The 21,284-nt window shown below is 66.8% G+C and carries 17 protein-coding genes; 6 read left to right on the top strand and 11 right to left on the bottom strand.

What is annotated here, in order from left to right; genetic code table 11:
- Positions 1 to 59 precede the first annotated feature (59 nt).
- Complete coding sequence (locus tag EN857_RS10450) at positions 60 to 785, top strand: MgtC/SapB family protein (RefSeq protein WP_127392157.1); 726 nt, start codon at positions 60 to 62, stop codon at positions 783 to 785.
- Between the two features lie 24 nt (positions 786 to 809).
- On the opposite strand, the gene EN857_RS10445 is transcribed toward EN857_RS10450, so the two are convergent.
- The 8 genes from EN857_RS10445 to EN857_RS10410 all read right to left on the bottom strand — a co-directional run bounded on the left by EN857_RS10445 (position 810) and on the right by EN857_RS10410 (position 11,324).
- Positions 810 to 2,039, bottom strand: a complete 1,230-nt coding sequence (locus tag EN857_RS10445; protein WP_135858517.1) for a VWA domain-containing protein — start codon at positions 2,037 to 2,039, stop codon at positions 810 to 812.
- Positions 2,032 to 4,290 carry a DUF5682 family protein gene (locus EN857_RS10440; protein WP_135858515.1) on the bottom strand — a complete coding sequence of 753 codons (2,259 nt, stop codon included), beginning with the start codon at positions 4,288 to 4,290 and terminating at the stop codon, positions 2,032 to 2,034. The genes EN857_RS10445 and EN857_RS10440 overlap by 8 nt, the downstream gene beginning before the upstream one ends.
- A gap of 3 nt (positions 4,291 to 4,293) precedes the next feature.
- Positions 4,294 to 5,373, bottom strand: a complete 1,080-nt coding sequence (locus tag EN857_RS10435; RefSeq protein WP_127392160.1) for an AAA family ATPase — start codon at positions 5,371 to 5,373, stop codon at positions 4,294 to 4,296.
- A 19-nt stretch (positions 5,374 to 5,392) separates the two neighbouring features.
- Positions 5,393 to 6,838, bottom strand: a complete 1,446-nt coding sequence (locus EN857_RS10430; protein WP_128346398.1) for a DUF5691 domain-containing protein — start codon at positions 6,836 to 6,838, stop codon at positions 5,393 to 5,395.
- Complete coding sequence (locus EN857_RS10425; RefSeq protein WP_127310137.1) at positions 6,835 to 8,232, bottom strand: SWIM zinc finger family protein; 1,398 nt, start codon at positions 8,230 to 8,232, stop codon at positions 6,835 to 6,837. Before EN857_RS10425 ends, EN857_RS10430 begins: the two co-directional genes overlap by 4 nt.
- A 132-nt stretch (positions 8,233 to 8,364) precedes the next feature.
- Positions 8,365 to 9,138: an SDR family oxidoreductase gene (locus EN857_RS10420; RefSeq protein ID WP_127310138.1), complete on the bottom strand. Its 774-nt coding sequence runs from the start codon at positions 9,136 to 9,138 to the stop codon at positions 8,365 to 8,367.
- Positions 9,135 to 9,929 carry an SDR family oxidoreductase gene (locus EN857_RS10415; protein ID WP_127310139.1) on the bottom strand — a complete coding sequence of 265 codons (795 nt, stop codon included), beginning with the start codon at positions 9,927 to 9,929 and terminating at the stop codon, positions 9,135 to 9,137. The genes EN857_RS10420 and EN857_RS10415 overlap by 4 nt, the downstream gene beginning before the upstream one ends.
- A gap of 3 nt (positions 9,930 to 9,932) precedes the next feature.
- A complete protein-coding gene (locus EN857_RS10410) occupies positions 9,933 to 11,324 on the bottom strand; it encodes a transaminase (RefSeq protein WP_128346397.1) in 1,392 nt (463 codons plus the stop codon).
- Between the two features lie 157 nt (positions 11,325 to 11,481).
- Here EN857_RS10410 and EN857_RS10405 point away from each other — a divergent pair, with 157 nt between their 5' ends.
- The 3 genes from EN857_RS10405 to EN857_RS10400 all read left to right on the top strand — a co-directional run bounded on the left by EN857_RS10405 (position 11,482) and on the right by EN857_RS10400 (position 16,149).
- Positions 11,482 to 12,228 (top strand): IclR family transcriptional regulator, encoded by a 747-nt coding sequence (locus tag EN857_RS10405; protein WP_127311962.1) that lies wholly within the window; start codon positions 11,482 to 11,484, stop codon positions 12,226 to 12,228.
- A gap of 253 nt (positions 12,229 to 12,481) precedes the next feature.
- Positions 12,482 to 12,649 carry a hypothetical protein gene (locus tag EN857_RS34655; RefSeq protein ID WP_187331219.1) on the top strand — a complete coding sequence of 56 codons (168 nt, stop codon included), beginning with the start codon at positions 12,482 to 12,484 and terminating at the stop codon, positions 12,647 to 12,649.
- A 95-nt stretch (positions 12,650 to 12,744) separates the two neighbouring features.
- Positions 12,745 to 16,149: an acyl-[ACP]--phospholipid O-acyltransferase gene (locus EN857_RS10400; protein ID WP_135858513.1), complete on the top strand. Its 3,405-nt coding sequence runs from the start codon at positions 12,745 to 12,747 to the stop codon at positions 16,147 to 16,149.
- A gap of 114 nt (positions 16,150 to 16,263) precedes the next feature.
- On the opposite strand, the gene EN857_RS10395 is transcribed toward EN857_RS10400, so the two are convergent.
- Complete coding sequence (locus EN857_RS10395; RefSeq protein WP_127392831.1) at positions 16,264 to 17,262, bottom strand: hypothetical protein; 999 nt, start codon at positions 17,260 to 17,262, stop codon at positions 16,264 to 16,266.
- A 104-nt stretch (positions 17,263 to 17,366) separates the two neighbouring features.
- On the opposite strand from EN857_RS10395, the gene EN857_RS10390 reads away from it, so the two are divergent.
- The gene (locus tag EN857_RS10390; RefSeq protein WP_127285858.1) at positions 17,367 to 18,041 is read left to right on the top strand and encodes an N-acetyltransferase; all 675 of its coding nucleotides are present in this window, start codon (positions 17,367 to 17,369) and stop codon (positions 18,039 to 18,041) included.
- 1 nt (position 18,042) lies between these two features.
- Complete coding sequence (locus EN857_RS10385) at positions 18,043 to 19,263, top strand: cytochrome P450 (RefSeq protein WP_135858511.1); 1,221 nt, start codon at positions 18,043 to 18,045, stop codon at positions 19,261 to 19,263.
- A 21-nt stretch (positions 19,264 to 19,284) separates the two neighbouring features.
- On the opposite strand, the gene EN857_RS10380 is transcribed toward EN857_RS10385, so the two are convergent.
- On the bottom strand, positions 19,285 to 20,199 hold the full coding sequence (locus tag EN857_RS10380; RefSeq protein ID WP_127394354.1) for a glycosyltransferase family 2 protein: 915 nt from the start codon (positions 20,197 to 20,199) through the stop codon (positions 19,285 to 19,287).
- A gap of 10 nt (positions 20,200 to 20,209) precedes the next feature.
- Positions 20,210 to 21,064 carry an alpha-1,2-fucosyltransferase gene (locus EN857_RS10375; protein ID WP_128272670.1) on the bottom strand — a complete coding sequence of 285 codons (855 nt, stop codon included), beginning with the start codon at positions 21,062 to 21,064 and terminating at the stop codon, positions 20,210 to 20,212.
- Positions 21,065 to 21,284: the final 220 nt, after the last annotated feature.

The raw sequence follows: 21,284 nt of genomic DNA, 5'->3' as shown, positions 1-21,284 counted from the left end.
CCAACGAGGTTGAAGTCGTTGGGAACAAGGAGCGCGGCTCGCCCGCGCCTCGTGGAACGATGTTCGAGCCGCTTTGCTGCGACATGCCGCTTCATCCGGGCTGGCCAGACCTGCTGGCGAGGCTTCTGCTGACGCTGCTGGCGGGGTTCCTGATCGGTCTGAACAGGGAGGCACGCGGCCACACCGCCGGGCTTCGCACGACGATCCTGGTCGGCCTTGCCGCCGCCATCGCCATGATCCAGGCCAACATGCTGCTCGATGTCGCCGGCAAGGGCACGGACTCTTTCGTGCGCATGGACGTGCTGCGTTTTCCGCTGGGCGTGCTCACCGGTGTCGGCTTCATCGGCGGCGGCGCCATCCTGCGGCGCGGCGATCTCGTGACAGGCGTGACCACCGCCGCCACGATGTGGATCATGACCATGATCGGGCTGGCCTTCGGCGGCGGCCAGTTCGGCCTTGGCGCGATCGCGACGGTGCTGACGCTGGTGACGCTGCAGGCGCTGAAATGGGTCGATCTCAGGATCCCGCGCGACCACCATGCGATCCTGGCGGTCTCGTGGCCGAAAGGCTCGCCGCCGGATCTGCGGGAAATGGTTCGTCCACTCGGCTATGACGCGCGCTTTGTCGGCATGGAACATGACGCCGGCCGTGACCGCTTCGTCCACACCTTCAATCTCGGATGGAAGCAGCCCGATGCGGTCGAACCGTCGATGGAAATCCTGGCCGCGGTCGGCCAGCACTGCGAAGTCGAGCGCTTCGAGCTGATCAGCGAGAAAGCAGGCTGATCATCGTTGAAGGCGGCGGCAGGCTTACTCGGCTGTCTTGGCTGCTTCGGTGTCGGCCCGGATCAGCTTGATGTCCGCCCCTGCCGCCCAGGCGCCGATGTCTTCCCGACGCAGCGCCGCCGCCATCATGTCCGGGAAATGGTCAGGGGTGCAGGCGAAAACCGGGATGCCGAGCGATGCGACCGATCCCGCCATTGCGGGATCATAGCCGGGACGGCCCTGATCGGTCAGCGCCAGCAGCACGACGACATTGACGCCCGACCGGACCAGCGCAGCCAACCGCTGCAGAAGCTCCTGGCCGTTGCCGCCCTCGTAGAGGTCGGTGATCAAGATGAAATGCGCCTTGGTCGGCCGCTCGATCCGCTCGGCGCAATAGGCGACGGCCTGGTTGATGTCGGTGCCGCCGCCGAGCTGGACGCCGAACAGCACTTCGACCGGATCGCTGAGTTCCTCCGTCAGGTCGACGATCGCGGTGTCGAAGCAGACGAGCTTGGTGCGCACCACCGGCAACGAGGCCATCACCGCGGCGAAGATCGAGGCGTAGATGACCGAGCTTGCCATCGAGCCCGACTGGTCGACGCAGAGCGTCACCTCGTCGAGGTCGACCAGCCGGCGCTGGCGCCGCATGAAGCCGACCAGTCTTTCCGGCACGACGGTCTTGTGGTCCGGCTGGTAGTGGCGGAGGTTCGCCGTAATGGTGCGCGGCCAGTCGATGTCGCGCTGCCGCGGCCGGTTGGTGCGCCGCGACCGGTCGAGCGCGCCGCGGATCGCCTCGGTGGTCTTCTGCTCGAGGCGCTGCATCAGCTTGGCGACGATGTCGGAGATGATCGAACGGGCGATGTCCTTGGTCTTGTCCGGCATCGCCGAACGCAGCGAGACCAGGTCGGCGACGAGATTGACGTCCGCCTCGATCGCCTTGAGGAACTCCGGCTCCATCAGCATTTGTTTCAGGTTCAGCCGCTCGAAGGCGTCCTTCTGCACGACCTGGACGACCTGCTCGGGGAAGAACGAGCGGATATCCCCCATCCATTGCGCGACGCGCGGCGCCGAGCGGCCGAGCCCGCCGCGCCGCTTGCGCGGATCGCCGGCCGTCTCGCCGCTGCCGTCGCCATAAAGCGCATCGAGCGCCGCCGAAAGCCGCCGGTCTTCCGCCGACAGTGCCGACGACGTTTCATCGTCGGCGCCGATCGCCAGCCGCCAGCGGCGCTCGCGCTGATCTTCGCTTGGGTCCGGCACGATCGCGTCATCATCCATGGCTGGGCTCCCCCGCGAGCAGCCTGCCGAGGAGACCAAAATGCCGGCGCCAGGCTTCGCCGCCATCGGGCGCCGGCGTCAGCCCGGTGGGCAGGCTGGCCCTGCGGCCGAGCACGGCCTCGATCAAACGCCGGCGCTCCATGCTGTCGAGGTTGGAGAAGACCCGGCGCAGCAAGGGCAGATGGGCGACGAAGGCCTCTTCGTCGAGTGAGGCAAGCCATGCATCGACGGCGCCGCGCAGACCCTCGTCATAGATCAGTCTTTGACCAGCGCCGCTGAAGAAACCCTCGAAGAAGGCGGCCGCTTCGATGACCGGCGTCCCCGGCGACAGGCGCTTTGCCAAAAGGTCGGCCGCGTCCTCGGCGGAAAGCCGCCCGGCCTCGTAGAGCAGATGCGCCGCGCAACCGGCGACGAGCGCCGTCGATCGCGACGACTCGAGCACGGCCGCGAGGCCGTTGCGCCAGGCATCCACGACATCCGCGCCCGGCTCCACCAGCCTGATCGCCTCGTCGGCCTTGCGCAGCGCGCCCATCAGCGCCGCGGCCGCCTGCGCATCAAGATCGCGCGCGGCGTAGGGTAGCGCGATCGAGCCCTCGACGATCAGCCGTTCCAAGAGGCCGGCAAGACGTTCGGTCTCGGTCTTGCGCGCCTCGCCATAGCGGATGATGTCGGCCAGCGGCGGCACCGAGGCCAGCAGTTCCAGGCACTCGCTGCTGTGCGCCGCCTTTTCCTCCAGCGCGACGAGGCCGGCGGCGGAGGCTTCGCTCAGTGCCGCCGTGATGGCGCTCTGGACCAGCGTGGCAAGGGTGTCGAGCGTCGCGGCGGCACCGATCATCTGGACCAGGCGGCCGTTGGCGGCCTTTTCAATGGTCGGGCCATAGACCAGGTTCTCGACCAGGCGAACGGCATATTCCGGCTGCCAGGCCAGCACCCACCGCTCGCGGAAGGTGCCGCGGCTGCGCCCGGTGTCGGTCAGCTTGCCCCAGCTCACGCCAAGCACGTTCAGCCGGTGCAGCAGCGTCGACCGAAACAGCCCGCTCTCGCTGCGCAGGTCGATGGAGAGCTCCCGCTCCAAGGCCTCGGGCTTCAGCCGCGCCGCTTTCTGGTTGCGCTGAAGGTCGTCGATCAGCGGCGCCAGCGGTGTGTCCGGCGGAATCTCACCGACATCGGCGCCGAGCAGCAGTTCGGCCTCGACCATCTTCCACAGCAGGGCCTCGCCGTTGAACAGGGCCGAAATCGAAGCGTCGCGCAGTTCCTCGAAACCCGGCTTCGGGCGTTCGCGGATGGCGGCGAGCGCCCGCGCCAGCCGCTCAGCCTCGATCAGCGATGCGGTCGAGATCATGTGGCCTTTGGCCCTGAGAACCGATGCGATCCGTGCCAGCCACAGGATGGAAGAGTCGCCCTGCCCGCGCGTCTGCCACAGATGCTTGCACCAGCCGGGCGCGACGACGCCGGCGCCGTAGCCATAGCCCAGCGCCAGGCGCGGTCCCGTCCATGGCGCGAAGGTCATCATCGTCTTGCGGCGAGCCATTCCCTTGAGCAGCGCCTGGTCACTCTTTTGCGTATGTGCCGCCTGCAGGGCTGGCACATGCCAGGCGCCGCAGACGATCGCCAGCGGCCCAGCGAACTCCTTTCGCGCGGCGGCGATTTCCAGCCGCATGTGCGCCTCGCGCATCGCCTCGAATTTGCCGATCGCCCCCTCGCCGTCGCGCAACGTCGTCATCGCGTCGGCGATGGCCGCGAAGATTGGGCCGGGTTCGGGATTCTGCTCGATGATGTCGGACCACCAGCTTTCGCCATCCTCGTAGCCGGCGGCGCGCGCCAGCGTGCCGATCGGATCCTGGATGCGCGTCGCTTCCTCGCCTTGCTCTTCGACGGGTTCCGCTTCGGCGGGCTCGGCGTCGGTCGATCCTTCGGGCGCCTTCTCGGCCAGCCGCGCCGCGGACGGCAGGTCGACGAAGCGCAGCGCCGCCTTGTTGGCGACGGCCCACAGCGCCGCCTGATATTCGGGCGAGAATTCGGCGAAGGGCCAGAAGCTGGTCGCGGCCGGATCGTCCTCGGGATAGCAGAGCAGCGCCACCGGCGGCTTCATCTCGGGACTGGCGAGCAGCGGCAGCAGTGGCGAGGCATCGACCGGCCCTTCGATCAGCACCGCGACCGGCTGCAATTCCTGCAACGCCTTGACCAGGCTCTCGGCGGAGCCCGGACCGTGGTGGCGTATGCCGAAATAGCTGATGCCGTCCTCAGTCATGGCTCAGATGGCCGCGTTGAGCGCCGCGTAGTAGCCGGCATAGTCCGGCCGCTTCTTCAGCACCGTCTCCAAATATTCCTCCAGCACCACCTTGTCCTGCACAGGATCCTTGACGATCGCGCCGACCAGGCTTGGCGCCAGGCCTTCAGCGTGGAGCTTGCCGCCGTCGAACCAAGCCGCCTGGCTGAGGCCGCTGACCATCGTGGCGATCGCCTCGGCGGTGGAGAGCGAGCCCGACGGCGTCTTCAGCGTCACCTTGCCGTCGGCGGTCGCGCCGGAGCGCAACTCGCGGAAGATGGTGAGCACCCGCGCGATCTCCTCGCCGACATTCTTGGGCACCGGCAGGTCCAGCCCGCCGGCCATCTCGCCGACGCGTCGGGAGACGATCGAGACCTCTTCCGCCATGTCCTCGGGCAGAGGCAGCACCACGACGTTGAAGCGACGCTTCAGCGCCGATGAGAGCTCGTTGACGCCCTTGTCGCGATTGTTGGCGGTGGCGATGATGTTGAAGCCGCGCTGGGCGTAGATCGAGGTGTTCAATTCCGGCACCGGCATCATCTTTTCCGACAGCACGGTGATCAGCGTGTCCTGCACGTCGGAACCCATGCGCGTCAGCTCTTCCAGCCGGCAGAGCTTGCCCTCCTGCATGGCGCGGTAGAGCGGCGTCGGCACCAGCGCCTCCTGGCTCGGGCCCTTGGCCAGCAGCTGGGCATAGTTCCAGCCATAGCGGATCTGGTTCTCGTCGGTGCCGGCAGTGCACTGCACGATCAGCGTCGAGTTTCCCATGATGGCGCCGGCGAGATGTTCCGAGACCCAGGATTTCGCCGTGCCCGGCACGCCGAGCAGCAGCAGCGCCCGGTCGGTGGCAAGCGTCGCGATCGCGGTCTCCATCAGCTGCCGGCGGCCGACATATTTCGGCGAAATCACGGTGCCGTCGCTAGCCTTGCCGCCCATCAGGTAGGTGAGCACGGCTTTCGGCGACAAGCTCCAGCCGGCTGGCTTCTGGCGATCGTCGCCGCGCGCGAGCGCCTGCAGTTCGGAGGCATAGACCTGCTCGGCCGGAAGGCGGATGGCTGCGTTCATGCGATCATCTCCGGGTTGATCATCTTTCGGATTGGGAACGATTTTCGGCCAGCGCCGCGTTGAGCCGCAGCAGGCCGAGCGATGGCGATGCCGGCGGCAGGCCGGCGGTGACGACCTCGCCGATCAGTTTCTCCGCCGTCGCCGCCGTGGCGAGAAAGCCTATGGCCTCGAGATACTGCTCAGCGCTTCGCTTCATGACGGAGTTGTCACCCGAGACGGCGGAGCGCAGCGCCGAAAGCGTCTTGCCTTTGGCGAGGTCGCCCCAATCCAGCCAGCCTGCTTCTACGCCTTCGACCAGGTTTAGCGCGTGCAGATTTTGTGCGTCATTCAGGATCTGACTGATCAAAAGACGCTTCCTGCCGCTGTCCAAACGCAACATGAGCTGGAGGGCGAGAAGCGGAAGCTTGCCGCCTTCGGCGACAAGCCTATCCGCCAAACAGGCCACCGCCGCATCGCTGCCGGACACCGAGACCATTAGAACGAGAAAACGATCGGCATTGTCATCGACGCCGAACTGCCATGCGCCGATGAAATCAGGCTCTGTCTTGCCGAAGCGAGCAACAAGATCGCCGAAGTAGCAGGAAGCGAACAAGTCGGCGCGACGGGCCTGTTGCGCAGGCGATTTGAGTTTCATCGGTGCGTAGGTGGTGCGGCGGCGAATGAAGCCGGATTTGCCTTCCTCGATGAAGGCGGCGAGCTCGGCTGTCGGATCTTCCGACCCGCCATCAGCCTGATTGCCATGCTCCCCCAGCCTTGCCAGCAGCCGGCCGGCCAGTTCGCGCACCTTGCCGGAGCGATCGGCGGACAGGCTCTTAAGGAACGGAACGTCGTCGGCACCCAGGCCGAAGCGCATGAGTTCAACCAGCGCAAGCCTGACCTCCGCCGACTCGCTTGCCCCCTTGGTCTCGATCAGCGTCCGCGCCAGAGCAGGCGTGGTGCGCCGCAAATCGACCAGCGCGGTACGGCGCGCCGCTGGATAGAAGTCATCCCAGGTCTCCGCTGTCAGCTGCTCGCGCCGGGACTGTTTCTCGCCATCCGCGCCTGCCTGCCAGTCGACCCAGGGGGCATAGACCTCGGGACTTTCCTGATCCGAGGCAGCGGGCATCCAATCCATCGGATGCAGCACGAAGCCTCGGCTGGCGACGAGCGTGGCCACGCGGGCCTTGAGCCTCGCATCGGCCGCATATTTCAATGCGGCGCGCAGCAACGGCCGCAGCCGTTCCGGGATCATCGGCATGGCCAGCGCCGGCAACGGCGGGCGCCGCTTCAGGGTTTTCGGCGCTGCCGGGCGAAGCGCGACATCGAGCGCCTGCGCGGCAATCGCCAACAGCCGCCGCTCCTGCTCGTCCGGGTTGGCCGCTGCCGCCACTTCCTTCCATTCTGCAGGGGCAAGTTCGAAAGCGGCGCCGCCGGAAATCCAGCCGTCGCGCAATCTCGCCAGCCCTGCCTGCTCGGGCTCGTTCACGACAGATCGAGCCTCCCCATATTGCTCTGCGACGCCAGCAGCTCCAGCCTGGCGCCGTTCCAGAGCGCGGCCGTGGCCGCGAGATCGAGGCCCAGCAAGGTCCGGTTGACCGAGCCCTCGACAGGCAGGGCAATGCCGTGCGGATCGTTCGCCGCCTGCCACCACGCGCCGTCCTTCTCGTCCAGCGCGATCGCGCCGGCCGGCAGGATGACCGGGCAATCCGACAGCCATGGCGCACCGTCCTGGAAAGCGGCATAGGCGGCAAGCGGATCGCCGGCGTCCGAGGCGAAAGCTGGCCATGCACCGGGCGCCGCATCGCCGAGCCGCTCCGCGACCAGCGCCCGCAGCGGAGTGCGCGATGGATAGAATACCAGCCTGGCCTTGAAGCGATCGCCCGGCGCGAAGGCGCCTGAGCGCCGCCCGGCCGAGGCCGGGAAGAAGTCGAGCAGGACGGCAAAGCGCGGCGCCGGGCTCTGCAGATCGAGCAGCCAGGTCGCATGGCTGACGAGGCCGTCGCGGCGGGTCTCGATCTTTTCTCCCAGCACCTCCCAGTCGCTCGCGACCTGGACGGCATCGGGGTTGGCGAGGACCTGCTCGCGCGTCTCAGATGTCGACACAAGTCGTTTCAGCTCGGGATCATCGGGCGTGGCGCGCCAGGCCTTGGCGAGCAGCACCAGCTTGCCCAGCTCGCGGATCGCGGCATCCGGCTTCTCCTCGCCGCGCAGCGCCATCAGCCGCGCCGGCAACTCGTCGATGCGGCCGGCAAGCGCGGTCGCCTTGAGGTCGACAAGCCGGGCTGCAATGCGGCGGCAGCGCTCGCTGCAGGCATCGACGAACCCGGCAAGGCCGAGCCGGAGCTGGTCGGCTATCCATTGATCGAGCTCGTCCAACGCCGCCGAGACCGCGCTTCGCGTATCCTCTGCCCGCTTGCGCTGTGCCGCCTCGCGGCGTTCGGCGGCCGCGGCATCCTCGACCGGGGCGCTCTCGTCCGGCCGCGATGCCTCGTCGATGCTTTTGCCTTCGGCGCTGGCCGCCGATTGTGCTGGCTGCTGCCCGGTCTTGCGGCGGCGTCCGAGCCAGTCATTCACCCATTCCGGCGTCTGATCGACGCGATCGAAGCTGGCCGGCGCGGTGGCGCCGATCCACATCAGCCCCAATATGTGCTTGCACGGGAATTTTCGCGATGGACAGGTGCATTTGTAGCCATGGTCGCCGGTGTCGAACGCGACACGATAGGGATTCGATCCCGAGCCCTGGCATTCCCCCCAGATGAGCCCCAGTTGCTCATTCATCTCCAGGCGCGGCCAGTTCGAGCGCTTGGTCAGCTTGGAGGCGGCGCTGAGCGAGGCCTGGTCAGGGGCAAGCGCTTCAATGGTTTTCAGGTCCAGTTGCAAGCCCGCGCCTCTCATGACCCCGAAGCATGATACCGCGACGATAGATAGCCGTTTGCGGCGCGCTGGTGTAGCTCCAACTGCCGCAAAGTTTTACCCGCGACCAACGTGGTGAACGGGAAATTTCAGATCACGTCACACCGCCCTGTTCTGCGTCGGCGCGCGGCCGCCGCCGTCGGCGACCAGCACCGCGCCGGTGACGAAGGACGCTTCGTCGGAGGCGAGGAACAGGCAGCAGGAGGCGATCTCTTCGGGCTCGGCGACACGGCGCAGCGCGATGCGGCCGGTCAGCGCCGCGAACTCCTTCTCCGGCGTCGAGCCGTTGGCGGCCGCCGCCACTTCCATCTCGTACACGCTCATCGGCGTGCGCACCCAGCCGGGCGCCACGGCATTGGCGCGGATGCCGTCGGGGCCGTGTGCGAAGGCGAGCGAGCGCGTATAGGAGACGAGCGCTGCCTTGCTTGCCGAATAGGCGGCGTTCTGGCCGCTGGCGTTGAACGCGCCGACGGAAGCGATGTTGACGATCGCGCCGCCGCGCTGCTTCAGCAGCGGCAGCGCCGCGCGGCAGACCATCATCGAGCCGGTGACGTTGACGGCGAAACTCTTGGCCCAGGTCTCGTCGCTCAGCGTCTCCGGCTCGTCGAGGATCATCACGCCGGCGGCGTTGACGACGATGTCGAGGCGACCCTCGCAGGCGTCGATGGCGAAGGCTATGTCACCGGGAACCGTGATGTCGCCGCGCACGGCGATGCCGCCGCTTGCCCTCGCGGCCTCGTCCAGCACTTCGTCGCCATGGCCGAAGGCGATGACCTCGGCGCCATGCCGGCCGAACAGCTCGGCGGTGGCGCGGCCCATGCCGGTGGCGGCACCGGTGATCAGCGCCTTGCGGCCTTCAAGGCGCCGGCTCATGCCAGCCCCCAATGCCGCTCGACGGCATAGCCGGTCTCCGGCAAGGTCGAGCCGCCGTCGACGACGATGGTCTGGCCGGTCAAGTACCTCGCCTGCTCGGAGGCGAGGTAGAGCATGGCATAGGCGATGTCGTCTGCCTCGCCGAGACGGCCGGCGGGGATGAACCGGCCGAGCCTGTCGGCGACTTCCGGCGCGCTCATTGTGCCCCTGCCCTTGGCGATGAAGCCCGGCTCGACGCCGTTGATGGTGATGCCGTCGCGCGCGAACTCGAAGGCGGCGCCCCGGATGAAGGCGTTGACGCCGGCCTTGGCCGCCGAATAGTGCGCGCCGCCGGCCATGGCCACGCGCGCCGACACTGACGAGGTGACGAGGATGCGGCCGAAACCGTTGGCGCGCATTGCCGGCGCCGCCGCCTGCGCCAGCCAGAAGCAGGGTTTGAGATTGAGCGCCAATGCCTCTTCGAGCTTGTCCTCGTCGAGGTCCTCGATCGAGGCCCAGGGGCAGCCGCCGGCATTGTGGACGACGATGTCGAGGCGGCCGGCTTCGCGGATGACGTCGCCGACGAGCCCGTGCAAGGCGGCGCGGTCGAGTCCGGCAAGCGTAACGGCGCGGACGGAGAGGCCCCGCGCCGAGAGATCGGCCGCGAGGGTTTCGGCAACGTCGAGCGTGCGGTTGGCGATGACCAACGAAGCGCCAGCCTCGGCGAAGCGCGTGACGATCGCGGCACCGATACCGCGCCCCCCGCCGGTCACCAGCGCCACCCGGCCCTTGAGGTCGAATGGATTTGCCATCGCTTAGACGACGCCCGCGCTGCGAACCAGATCGACGAAGCGGGTAAAGACATCCGTGTGGCGGTCGACGTCGGACGGCGAGGTCGCCGGGCACATTAGGAACATGGTGTGGAACGGCGTCACCAATATGCCCTCGTTCATGTAGAAGGCATGCAGCAGCGTCTCGAGATCGCCGCGCCGGCCGGCAATGACGTCGGCGCCGTTGCGCGGCGGCGCGGGCATGAACATGATCTCGGCGCGGGCGCCGATCTGCGTCACATGCCAGGGCAATTTGTTGGCGCTGATGATGCCCCGCGCCGCCTCGGCCAGCCGCGAAGCGTTGGCGATCATCTTTTCGAAATTGGCCGGCGTCAGCACCTCCTCCAGCACCGCGCGCATGGTGGCGACGGTCAGCGCGTTGCCGGCCAGCGTGCCACCGATGCCGAGATGCGCCGACTGACGCACACGCGGATTGACCATCGGCACGATCGCCCACAGCCGCTCGGCGATCTCCCGCGAGACACCGAAGACGCCGGCCGGGATGCCGCCGGCGATTGCCTTGCCGGCGACCAGCATGTCCGGCTCCAGACCGTGCTGCGCAGTATAGCCGCCCGGCCCGCTGGAGATGGTGTGCGTCTCGTCGATGATCAGCACCGTGCCGGTGCGGCGCGTGATTTCGCGAAGCGCGGCGTGAAAACCGTCGGCGACAGGGATCATGCCGAAATTGGTCATCAGCGGCTCGGTCAGCACGCAGGCGACGTCGCCGGCCGAGAGCGCCTCCTCCAGCGCCGCGATGTCGTTGAACTCGACCACCCTGGAGACGGCGGAATGGTCGACGCCGTTGGGATGGATCATGTTGCGCATACCGACGCGGCCGTCGCGGATCTCGACATGCGCTTCCTCGACGCCGCCGTGATAGCAGCCGGAGAAGACCAGCACCTTGTCGCGGCCGGTGATCATGCGGGCGATGCGGATGGCGCCGCGATTGGCGTCGGTGGCCGAGGTGGTCAGCGTCCAGTAAGGCAGGCCGAAGCGGCGCGTAAGCTCTGCGCCGACCCAGAGGCTGTCCTCGGTCGGCAGCATCATCGTGGTGCCGTTCTGCAACTGGCGAAGCGCGGCGCGGGTGACCGCTTCCGGCGCATGGCCGCACATGCCTCCGGTGTCGCCAAGGGCGAAGTCGACATAGTCGTGACCGTCGATGTCACGGATATGGGCGCCGCTGGCCGACGCCGCATAGACCGGGAAGCCGCCGGCCCAGCGTCGCATCCAGTGCGAGGGACCGCCATAGAGGAAGTGCCTCTTGCCCTCTTCCCATGCTGCCGCCGAGCGCGGGTGGTTTTCGAGGAAGCGCTGCTGCTCGCTGTCGAGCAGATCGCCGGTTGTCTTTGAATGGAAAGCGTTTTTGGCAGCCGTCACGGGGCGAAGCCTCCCTTGTGTGCCGTCAGTTGGGCACAAGATGATTTTCTTGTCGGTTCACTATTTGAACCATCGTTTTGTATGTTATAGACAAACTGCAGGCTACCTCGGCTGCTGTCAAGTTAATTCACATGCGAACTATCTTGGAGAATGCATCATGAGCACGGTGGGCAAGGCGGTCTCGCTGCTGGAGCTGTTCACGCTCGACGAGCCGGAGATCGGGCTGTCCGACCTCGCCCGCAAGGCCGGCCTCGACAAGGCGACAGCCCGGCGCCTGCTGATGGCGCTCGCCAACCATCGGCTGATCGAGCAGGAGCCGCAAAGCCGCCGCTACCGGCTGGGCGCCGGCCTGTCGCGGCTGGCCCGCATCCGCGACGCGCATTTCCCTTTCGTGCGCGTGGCGGCGCCGGTGGCGCGGGAGCTGTCGCTCGAAACCGGCGAGACCGTGCATCTGTCGGAGTTCAGCGCCGGCGCGCTGCTCACCGTGCATGTCGAACTGTCGGCGAAGGCCAACCGCGTCAATGTCGATGTCGGCCAGATCCTGCCACTGCACGGCACGGCCTCCGGCATCGCCTTCCTCGCCGCCTCGCGGCTGCAAGTGGTCAGCGCCTATCTGGAGAAGCCCTTGCAGGCCTTCACCGCGCATACGGTGACAGGACCGGACACGCTGGCCAAAGCCATCGCTTTTGCCGCCGCGAGCGGCTATTCGCGCAGCTCGCAGGGCTATGAGGAAGGCGTGCACAGCATCGGCGCCGCGATCCTCGGCGCCGACGGCCAACCGATCGGCGCGCTGGCGGTGGCGTCCCCCATATCCCGCGTCGACGATGCGGTCGCGGCCAACCAGGGTGCTGCGGCGGTCAAGGCGGCGCGCCTGATTGCGGCACGGCTGACCGGCGAGGCGTGACATCCCGCATCGGCGAGGCGGAACTCGCCGTATGCGCGGCCTCGCCCAAGGTCGCGGTCGCCGCCTTCATTTGAATCTTTGAACGGTGTTCACTTTTCTCTTGAACGCCGTTCACAATGTGCTATGTTGCGTTTATGAACATCGTTCATGGAAAATGAGCGGCGAAGAGGATGACGAAGCCGGCTGATTGTATCCGGCCCTGAAACCAGCCAGCGCCGACCCGGCTTAACCCTGAAACGAAAGGATCATATCGATGGCCACCAACAGTTATGTTTCCAACCATTCGAGTGCCTGGAAGACGTCCATCGCCATCACCAAGACGCTGCGTGACGCGGAGGAAACGGGCCGGTTCATCAACAGGCTGCAAGGCGCTAAGACCGAAAAGCTGATGATGGATATCAACCGCAGTAACGAAGTTTAACCGGCTTCCCGCTTAAAACGAGGCTCAAACCGCGCAAGCAACCGCTGACCGATCCATCTCGGATTGCTCGATGGCCTTGCCCATTGGAACCTGCCATGAACACCCATCTGATGATGTCGCGGCGCTTCGCGCCTCTCTTCTGGACGCAGTTCCTGTCCGCCTTCAACGACAATTTCCTGAAGAACACGCTGGTGTTCCTCATCCTCTTCACCCTTGCCGCCGACCAGGCGGCGTCACTGGTGACCTTGGCCGGCGCCATCTTCATGGCTCCTTTCCTGCTCTTGTCCGCGCTTGGCGGCGAGATCGCCGACCGCTTCGACAAGGCTTTCGTGGCGCGCAGGCTGAAGTTCGTCGAGATCGGCGCCGCACTGCTCGCGGTCATCGGCATCGCGCTCTCCTCCATTCCGGTTCTGCTGACGGCGCTGTTCCTGTTCGGCGTCATTTCGGCGCTGTTCGGCCCGATCAAGTACGGCATCCTGCCCGATCACCTCGAGCGCAAGGAACTGCCGCGCGCCAACGCCTGGATCGAGTCGGCCACCTTCGCCGCGATCCTCGGTGGCACCATCGCCGGCGGCATCGTCTCGGCCGACGGCATCGGCGTTGCGGTGTTCGGCCCGATCATGATGGCGCTTGCCGTCGGCTGCTGGCTCGTCAGCCGCTACATCCCGGCCACCGGTTCGGCCGCACCCGATCTCGCGATCGACAAGAACATCCTGCGCTCCACCTGGCGTCTGGTCAGCGAGTTGCGCACCAACCAGCGCATCTGGCGGGCGGCGCTGATGGCGTCGTGGTTCTGGCTGGTCGGGGCCATCGTCCTTTCCATCCTGCCCCCCCTGGTCAAGAATTCGCTCGGCGGCACCGAGATCGCGGTGACCGCCTATCTGGCCGTCTTCGCGGTCGCCGTCGCCGTCGGCTCGGCCATCGCCGCATGGATGTCGCAGGGCCGCATGGTGCTGTTGCCGGCTCCTGTCGGCACCGCGCTGATGGCTGTTTTCGGGCTGGACCTCGCCTGGAGCGTGTGGGGCCTGCACAGCACGGTCCAGGCCGAGACGCTCGGCGCCTTCTTCGCCGGCCAGAACACCATTCGCGTCGCCATCGATCTCGCCGGCCTGGCGATCGCCGGCGCCTTCCTGGTCGTGCCGACCTTCGCGGCCGTGCAGGCCTGGGCGCCGGAGGACCGCCGCGCCCGTGTCGTCGCCGCGGTGAATGTCGTCAGCGCCGGTTTCATGACCATTGGCGGCGGCCTCGTCGCCGTCATCCAGGGCGCCGGCGTCTCGATCGCCGGCGTGCTGGCCGGCCTTGCCGCGGTCAATGCCGTCGCCGCCTGGCTGATGCTGAAATACCTGCCGACGAATCCTTTCCGCGATTTCGTCTCCATACTGTTCCGCGCCTTCCATCATCTGGAGGTCGAGGGGCTGGACAACCTCAAGGCCGCCGGCCCGGCGCCGATCCTGGCGCTCAACCATGTCAGCTTCCTCGACGGTCCGCTGGCCCTGACGCTGACCGACGAGGAGCCGGTCTTCGCCATCGACCACACCATCGCGCAGGCCTGGTGGATGAAGCCGTTCCTGAAACTCGCCCGCGCCCTGCCGCTCAATCCGGCGAAGCCGATGTCGACCCGCACGCTGATCAAGATCGTGCAGGGCGGCGACCCGCTGGTCATCTTCCCGGAAGGCCGCATCACCGTCACCGGAGGCCTGATGAAGGTCTATGACGGCGCGGCCATGGTCGCCGACAAGACCGGCTCGATGGTGGTGCCTGTGCGCATCGACGGGCTGGAGAAGAGCTACTTCTCGCGGCTAACGTCGCAGCACGTGCGCCGCCGGCTGTTCCCGAAGGTCAAGGTGACCATCCTGGAGCCGGTGAAGCTCGACGTTCCGCAGGAGCTCAAGGGCCGCCAGCGTCGCACCGCGGCGGGCGCCGCCCTCTATCAGGTGATGTCGGATCTCGTCTTCCGCACCGAGGACATCGATAGGACCGTGCTGGAGAAGATCATCCTGACGGCGGGCGAGCGCGGCATGAAGGAGCTCGCCGTGCAGGACCCGGTCACCGGCTCGCTGAGCTATGGCAAGCTGCTGACGGCCGCCGCCGTGCTCGGCGAGAAGTTCGAGCACCTCTATGCCGGCCAGCAGACGATCGGCATCATGCTGCCCAACGCCAATGGCGCATGCGCGACGCTGCTCGGCGTCATGTCGGCCGGCAAGGTGCCGGCGATGATCAACTTCACCGCCGGTGCGGCGAACATCCTCTCCGCCTGCAAGGCCGCCGAGGTGAAGACTGTGCTCACCTCGCGCGCGTTTGTCGAACAGGCAAAGCTCGGCGCCGTGGTCGAGGAAATCGGCCGCTCGGTGGAGATCGTCTGGCTCGACGAGCTGCGGGCCGGCATCGGCCTCAAGGACAAGCTGCTCGGCTTGCTGCGCAAGACCACGCCGCGCGTCGCCCGCAAGCCCGACGACGCCGCGGTGATCCTGTTCACCTCGGGTTCGGAAGGCACGCCGAAGGGCGTGGTGCTCACCCACCGCAACATCCTGGCCAACGCAGCCCAGGCTGCCTCGCGGATCGATTTCCACTCGGGCGACAAGGTGTTCAACGTCCTGCCGATCTTCCACTCCTTCGGCATGACGGCGGGCACGGTGCTGCCGCTGATCTCGGGCGTGCCGGTCTATTTCTACCCCTCGCCGCTGCACTACCGCATCGTGCCGGAACTGGTCTACGCGTCGAATGCGACGATCATCTTCGGCACCGACATGTTCCTCTCCGGCTATGCGCGCACGGCGCATCCTTACGACTTCCGCTCGGTGCGCTACTGCTTTGCCGGCGCCGAGCCGGTCAAGCCGGCGACGCGCATGACCTATATGGAGAAGTTCGGCCTGCGTATCCTCGAAGGCTACGGCGTGACCGAGGCGGCTCCGGTGATCTCGATCAACACGCCGATGTACAACCGGTCCGGCAGCGTCGGCAAAATCATGCCCGGCATGGAGTATCGGCTGGATCCGGTGCCCGGCGTCGATGACGGCGGGCGGCTCTACGTGCGCGGCCCCAATGTCATGTCGGGCTATCTGCGGGCCGAGAAGCCGGGCGTGCTCGAGCCGCTGGCAGACGGCTGGCATGACACCGGCGACGTCGTCACCGTCGACGAGGCCGGCTTCATCACCATCCGCGGCCGCGCCAAGCGCTTCGCCAAGATCGGCGGCGAGATGATCTCGCTGGCCGCTGTCGAGGCGCTGGCCGGCGAATTGTGGAAAGGGTCGCTGTCGGCGGTTGCCAGCGTGCCGGATGCCCGCAAGGGCGAAAAGCTGATCCTCATCACCGAGGCCGCGAACGCCACCCGGGCCGAATTCCTGGCCTTCGCCAAGGCCAACGGCGCCATGGACCTGATGGTGCCGGCCGAGGTGCGCGTGGTGCCGAAGGTGCCGGTGCTCGGTTCCGGCAAGCTCGACTTCGCCGGCGTGACCAAGCTGGTGCGCGGCGAGGAAGAGCTGAAGGTCAAGGCCGCCTGATGGCGAAAGGCGAACGGGCCGGCGCAGTGCGCCGGCCCGCCAAGACTTCCGCCGGCCCCGGCTTTGCGGTTGTTTCGCTCGAGCGGGTCGCTGGGCAAGGCGTCGCGCTTCAGACTATTTTGCCCCACCTCGCCCAAAGATCTTCTGCAGCACGAGCTTCAGCCGCTTGAACTCGTAGCGGCGCCGCAATTTGGCCAGCGTCGCCCGGTTGGCGGCGTCGATCGCGGGCAGCGAGTCCGGCGCTGCCGCCTGCGGCAGCGCGAGCAGCGCGTCGGCGTGGCGGTCGGCGAAAGGCTGCGGGTCGTAGGTGGCGAACGGCGTCGGCGGGTCACTCAGCACGGTCGGATTGCTGTTGATCTCGAACACCACGAGCTTGCCCTCGGCAAGCGTGTAGTCGATGCGCCCGTACTGCATGCGGGCCTTTTCGAAGACCTGCATCACCCGCCCGGCATGCGGGTTCTCGGTAATGTAGGCCCTGATCTCGTCGATGTGGGCCGGCAAGAGCCGATCGGCCGCATTCTTGACGAACCACGATTTCGACATCGCAATATGCTGGGCGTAGATCGTATCGCCGACCCGGTAGGCGGCGAATTTCCGGTAGTATCCGTCAGGCCCTGGCGTGCCGGTCATCTCCACCACGATCGGCCGCACCAGCTTGCGCCCGTCCGGCCTTGCGAGTGCCGCGTCCAGCGCCGGCCGGTCGTGCAGAAGCGGCGGCTCCTCGTACAGCGCGCCCACCTCGTCGCGGATGAAGACGGGATAGCACATCGTGTCATCGAGCTCGTCCGGCCTGAATGCGCGAAAAAAGTTGCCGTCGTCGCCGCGCAGCACGCGCAACAGATCCAAGCGCTGCAGGCTGGCCGTCGGATGGTTGAGCTGCGTCAAGCCCGTTTGCTGCGCCAGCTCGGCGCTCAGCTCGGCTGCCCGCTGCAACTCCTCGGCGCTCAGCCGGTCCATGTCCGACCAGACCACCACGCCCGCGCGAACGCCGCGCAGCAACCCGGCATCCTCATAGCGAACCAGCCGGAACGATGCTTGCAGGTCTGGGCGGTGATAGAGAAGCACGACCGCATGAGTATAGGCGTGCTTTCTATGCGTGACGTAGAATATCAAGTGATCGCGTCCCCCGGCCTGCACAATTGCAAACGGCAGCCTTGCTGACTAGCAAAAAGCTGCGGCACGCCCTATAGCGCGTGGGCAAGTCGGGTGGCCGAGAGATGAACGTCGAGAGCAATGCGCTTCCAATCCGGAAGCTGGACGCGGACGACATGCCGCTGCTGATGGAGCTTGAGGCTGCCGCCTGGGCCGGTCCGCTGCGAGCCAGCGAGGCGACCATCCGCCGCCGGCTGGCGCTTGGCCACACCATGCTGGGCGCGATCGACGGCGACGCGCTGGCCGGCACGCTCTGCTTCACCGAAACCAGCCAGGACCCGCTGGTGCGCGCCGATTTTCCCACGAATTTCGATGCCTTTGCATCGCTGCCGCGCAGCGAGCCGGTGCACTCGCTTTATGCCTACAATCTCTGCGTCCGCCCCAGCCACCGCGGCGGCAACACGGCAATCCGGCTGCTGAAGGAGATGGAGCACCACGGCCGCCGCCTCGGCGCGCGCTGGCTGATCGGCGACGGCCGCTGCTCGGCCTATGCCGGCTCATCCGGCGACGAGGACGACGACGACCAGGTCAGGTCCGACCCGCGGTTCCGCGCCACCATAGACCGCTGGAACGAGACCGGCATAAGGCCGCCGCTCGAAGAGATCATCCGCGATCCGCTGCTGCGGCTGCACTACCGCGTCTACGACTGCGAATTCCTCTACGTCATGCCGGATTTCTTCCCTCAGGACGCCGCGTCCGGTGGGTTCCGGGTCATCTCGGCCAAGGACCTCAAGAAATGACATGCGGGCCGGCCACGGCATGACGGCTCCGTTCTTCGATCCGTTCGCGCTCGGCGACGATCCGTTTGCGCATTTTGCCCGAATGCGCGCGTCGGGCGGCATCGCGCGCGGCGCCGCGCCCTATCCGGAACTTGCCGACGCGCATTACGTCTTCAGCCATGAACTGGTGTCCCGCGTCCTCAAGCATCCGGCCCTGCTGCAGGCGCCGCCCGGCAGGTATGAGGAGGTCCGCCGCAAGCTTGTCGACCAGGCGCCGATGGCGCTGCTCAGCCGGTCTGTGATGCTCGCCGATCCGCCGCATCATGGTGAGCTGCGCCGGCCGGTTGCAGGCTGCCTCTCCAGATCCGCCGTCGAGACGCTGACACAGGGCCTGCGCGCGCTAAGCCGCGAGCTGGTCGACCGGGCGATGGCGGACGGCCGCATCGATGCCGTCGCCGGGCTCGCCGTGCCGGTCTCCTTCTGGCTCCTGCAGGAAATCATGGGCATCGAGATCGAGGATCCATGGGCGCTGAAATCGGTGACCAGCCGCATGGCTGGTGCGTTCGACCTGCGAACAGACCAGCCGCCGGCTGCCAGCACCGCGGCCTATGGCGAGTGCCGGGCCTTTGTCGAGGAACGGCTGGCGCAACAGGCCTTCCGGCCGGACGGAATGGTCGCCCGCATGGCGCGGGAAGTCGCCGAAGGGCGCTGGTCCCACGAAGACATGGTGGCCAACGTCGTGTTCATGCTGTTTGCCGGACAGGAGACCGTCGTCGACGCTTTCGGCAACGCGGTGGTCGCGCTGCACCGTTTTCCAGAACAGCGCGACCTGCTCGAGCGCCGGGCTGTCGACTGGAGCAGCGCCGCCGCCGAGCTCCTGCGCTACGGCGCCTCCGTGCAATACGCGGTCGCGCGCATTGCGGCCGAAGACATCGACCTCGGCACAGCCAGGATCGCGAACGGCGAGGCGGTGGTGGCGGTGCTCGGCAGCGGCAACCGCGACGATGCGGTCTTCGCGGACGGTGACCGGCTGGACCTCACCCGCTCGCCGGCCTTGTCATTGACCTTCGGCACCGGCCTGCATGTTTGCCTCGGCCAGCATGTCGCCCGCATCGAGATCGCGGCGATGATCGAGGCGCTGTTCACCCGCGCCCCTGGCTGGTGGCTCGATGCCGCCGGCGCCGGGCGCCGCCCGTCGCTGTCGTTCCACGGGATGAGCACCGCGCCGCTTGTGCTTGCCTAGGGGCACGCGACGGCGCCGATCCTACTTGTGCTGTTCGAACAGCGGCCGCGTCTGCTCGAGGATCGCCGGATCGAGCGACCGGACGATCTCCGCGACCTTGGCCCGCAGGGCCTCGATCGCCGCGTCGTCGAGCGGTTCGAGAATGTCATTTTGATCCCGCGACGCGATGTATTCTTCCAGGGAGGGCGCCTCGCTCGCCGGCGTGAAGCCTCCGCCGCGGGCGTGCTTGCTCAGCAATTCCTGCCGCGACTTCACCGCATAGTGGCGGACCCAGCCGAGCTTCCATTCCATCGGCATGGCGGCTTGATGCCTGTCGAGGGTGATGCCGTCGACCAGCGTCCTGCGCTGCCCGATCGGGAAACCGTGCGGATGCGCCATGAACAGCGTCGGGCTTCGCAGGGCCTTCGGCAGGCATGAGGCGACGCGCGCAAACGCCTTCTTCCAGCGCGCCGTCGAGGCGTCGTGCCTGCCGCGTCTCGGAAACCGGACGGTGACCAGCTCGTCGTCATAGGCCTCTTTGCCGTCGCTGCCGAAATTCGCCCAGCGGAAGGCGACGCTGCGCACGCCGCGCCGTCTGAGCAGCGAGCGGACGAGCTCGGCGCCGCTCCAGGGCGGTCCGTCGAGTGGCTCGAGAAATTCGTCGGCGTCGAGGAAGCCGAGATAGCGATAGCCCTGCAGCAGCGCCCGCCAATAAAGGTGCGAATAGGCGCGCCGCTGCGGCTGCGAGCGATCGTGCCGCCAGTCGACCAGTTGGATCCAGCCGGCGTCGCGCAACGCCGAAAGCACTGCCGTCTGCGGTCCGGCGAGACAATTGTCGGCGATCATCAGATCGAAGCCGTGCAGCTTGTGCCACGCGATCCACTCGATCACATAGGGCTGCTCCAGCTTCATGATCGCGCAGATCAAAGGCCTGTCGATGGAAAGCGGAAATCTCATCGCAATTCTTTCATCGCGCAATTTGCCCAAGTTCGACCTGCCGAAACGCGATCGCATCGCCATAGAAGGCCGCGAGCTGCTCGGCGGACGCCGTCCAGTCGCCGATGTCCAGTTGATGGAAGCGGTAGCGCGCGTCGCCCGCCGGAAGCAGGTCGATGTCCGGCCTGATTATCGGATCGAGGATGCCGGCCACCGGCAGATGGATCGTGTGCGCCGACGACAGCCAGCTGGCCAGCCAGGAAAAGGTGCCTACCGACGCGACGACTTGGCTTGCCCGGCGCAGCGTCTCGAAATCGGTCAATGGCGATGCCTGCGGCGCGAAGACGGCATCCGGAAAGCGCTGGCGCAGGCGCCGGCAATAGTCGTTGTCGTCATGGGTCTGGCCGACGAAGACCGGCTTGCGGCCGCTGTCGCGGATCAAGGTTTCGAAGAAGGCGAACGGCATCGGGCAGTAGTTCTTGTGGAAGCCGTCGAGGATGTCGCCGGCCCGCACATGGATGACGAGGAAGTCGTCGCCATAGGTCGGCGCCTCGGCTGGGCGCCCGTCGAAAATCCTGGAAACCTCGGCTCGATCGTAATAGCCCAGTCTCTGTGCGAAGCCCTTGAACAGGACGCTGCGCGCCCGTTTCTGGCGGAACGCGGCGGCGATCGCGTCGAGATCGTAGCGATGCGAGCCTTCGAGCCGAAGCGCCCGGTACCGCCACAAGAGGGGCGGCCGCACCGTGGCGATGGACCATTCCGGCAGGTCGGCGTTGCAGACATAGCCGCCGGGAATGCGCCTGGCCAGCACATGGCTGAACATGTACTGAAACATCCTGTTGCCCATACCGCCAAGCGGTCGCATGACGATCGGTACACGCCGCATCGAACCCCCTTCAGGCCGGCACCGGATCGAGCCTGTCGATCCGGTGCAGGCATTGTTGGCCGGAATAATCGCGTGAGGTTTGTCCGATAGGCAAGCTTCCGGCTCCGTGTTTCCACTTGTCGCGGCTATCCCGGCAATCACGGCGGATGGCCGCCAGCACCGGAACCAAGGCGCGCCGGCGGCCGCATGGCCGGGCGAACGTCGTGAAACCTTTTGATTT

Origin of the sequence: Mesorhizobium sp. M4B.F.Ca.ET.214.01.1.1 (assembly GCF_004791545.1) — a bacterium.
Classification (GTDB): Bacteria; Pseudomonadota; Alphaproteobacteria; order Rhizobiales; family Rhizobiaceae; genus Mesorhizobium; species Mesorhizobium abyssinicae.
Note: the sequence above shows the minus strand (reverse complement) of the source record. Positions and strands in the feature narration are given on the sequence as shown.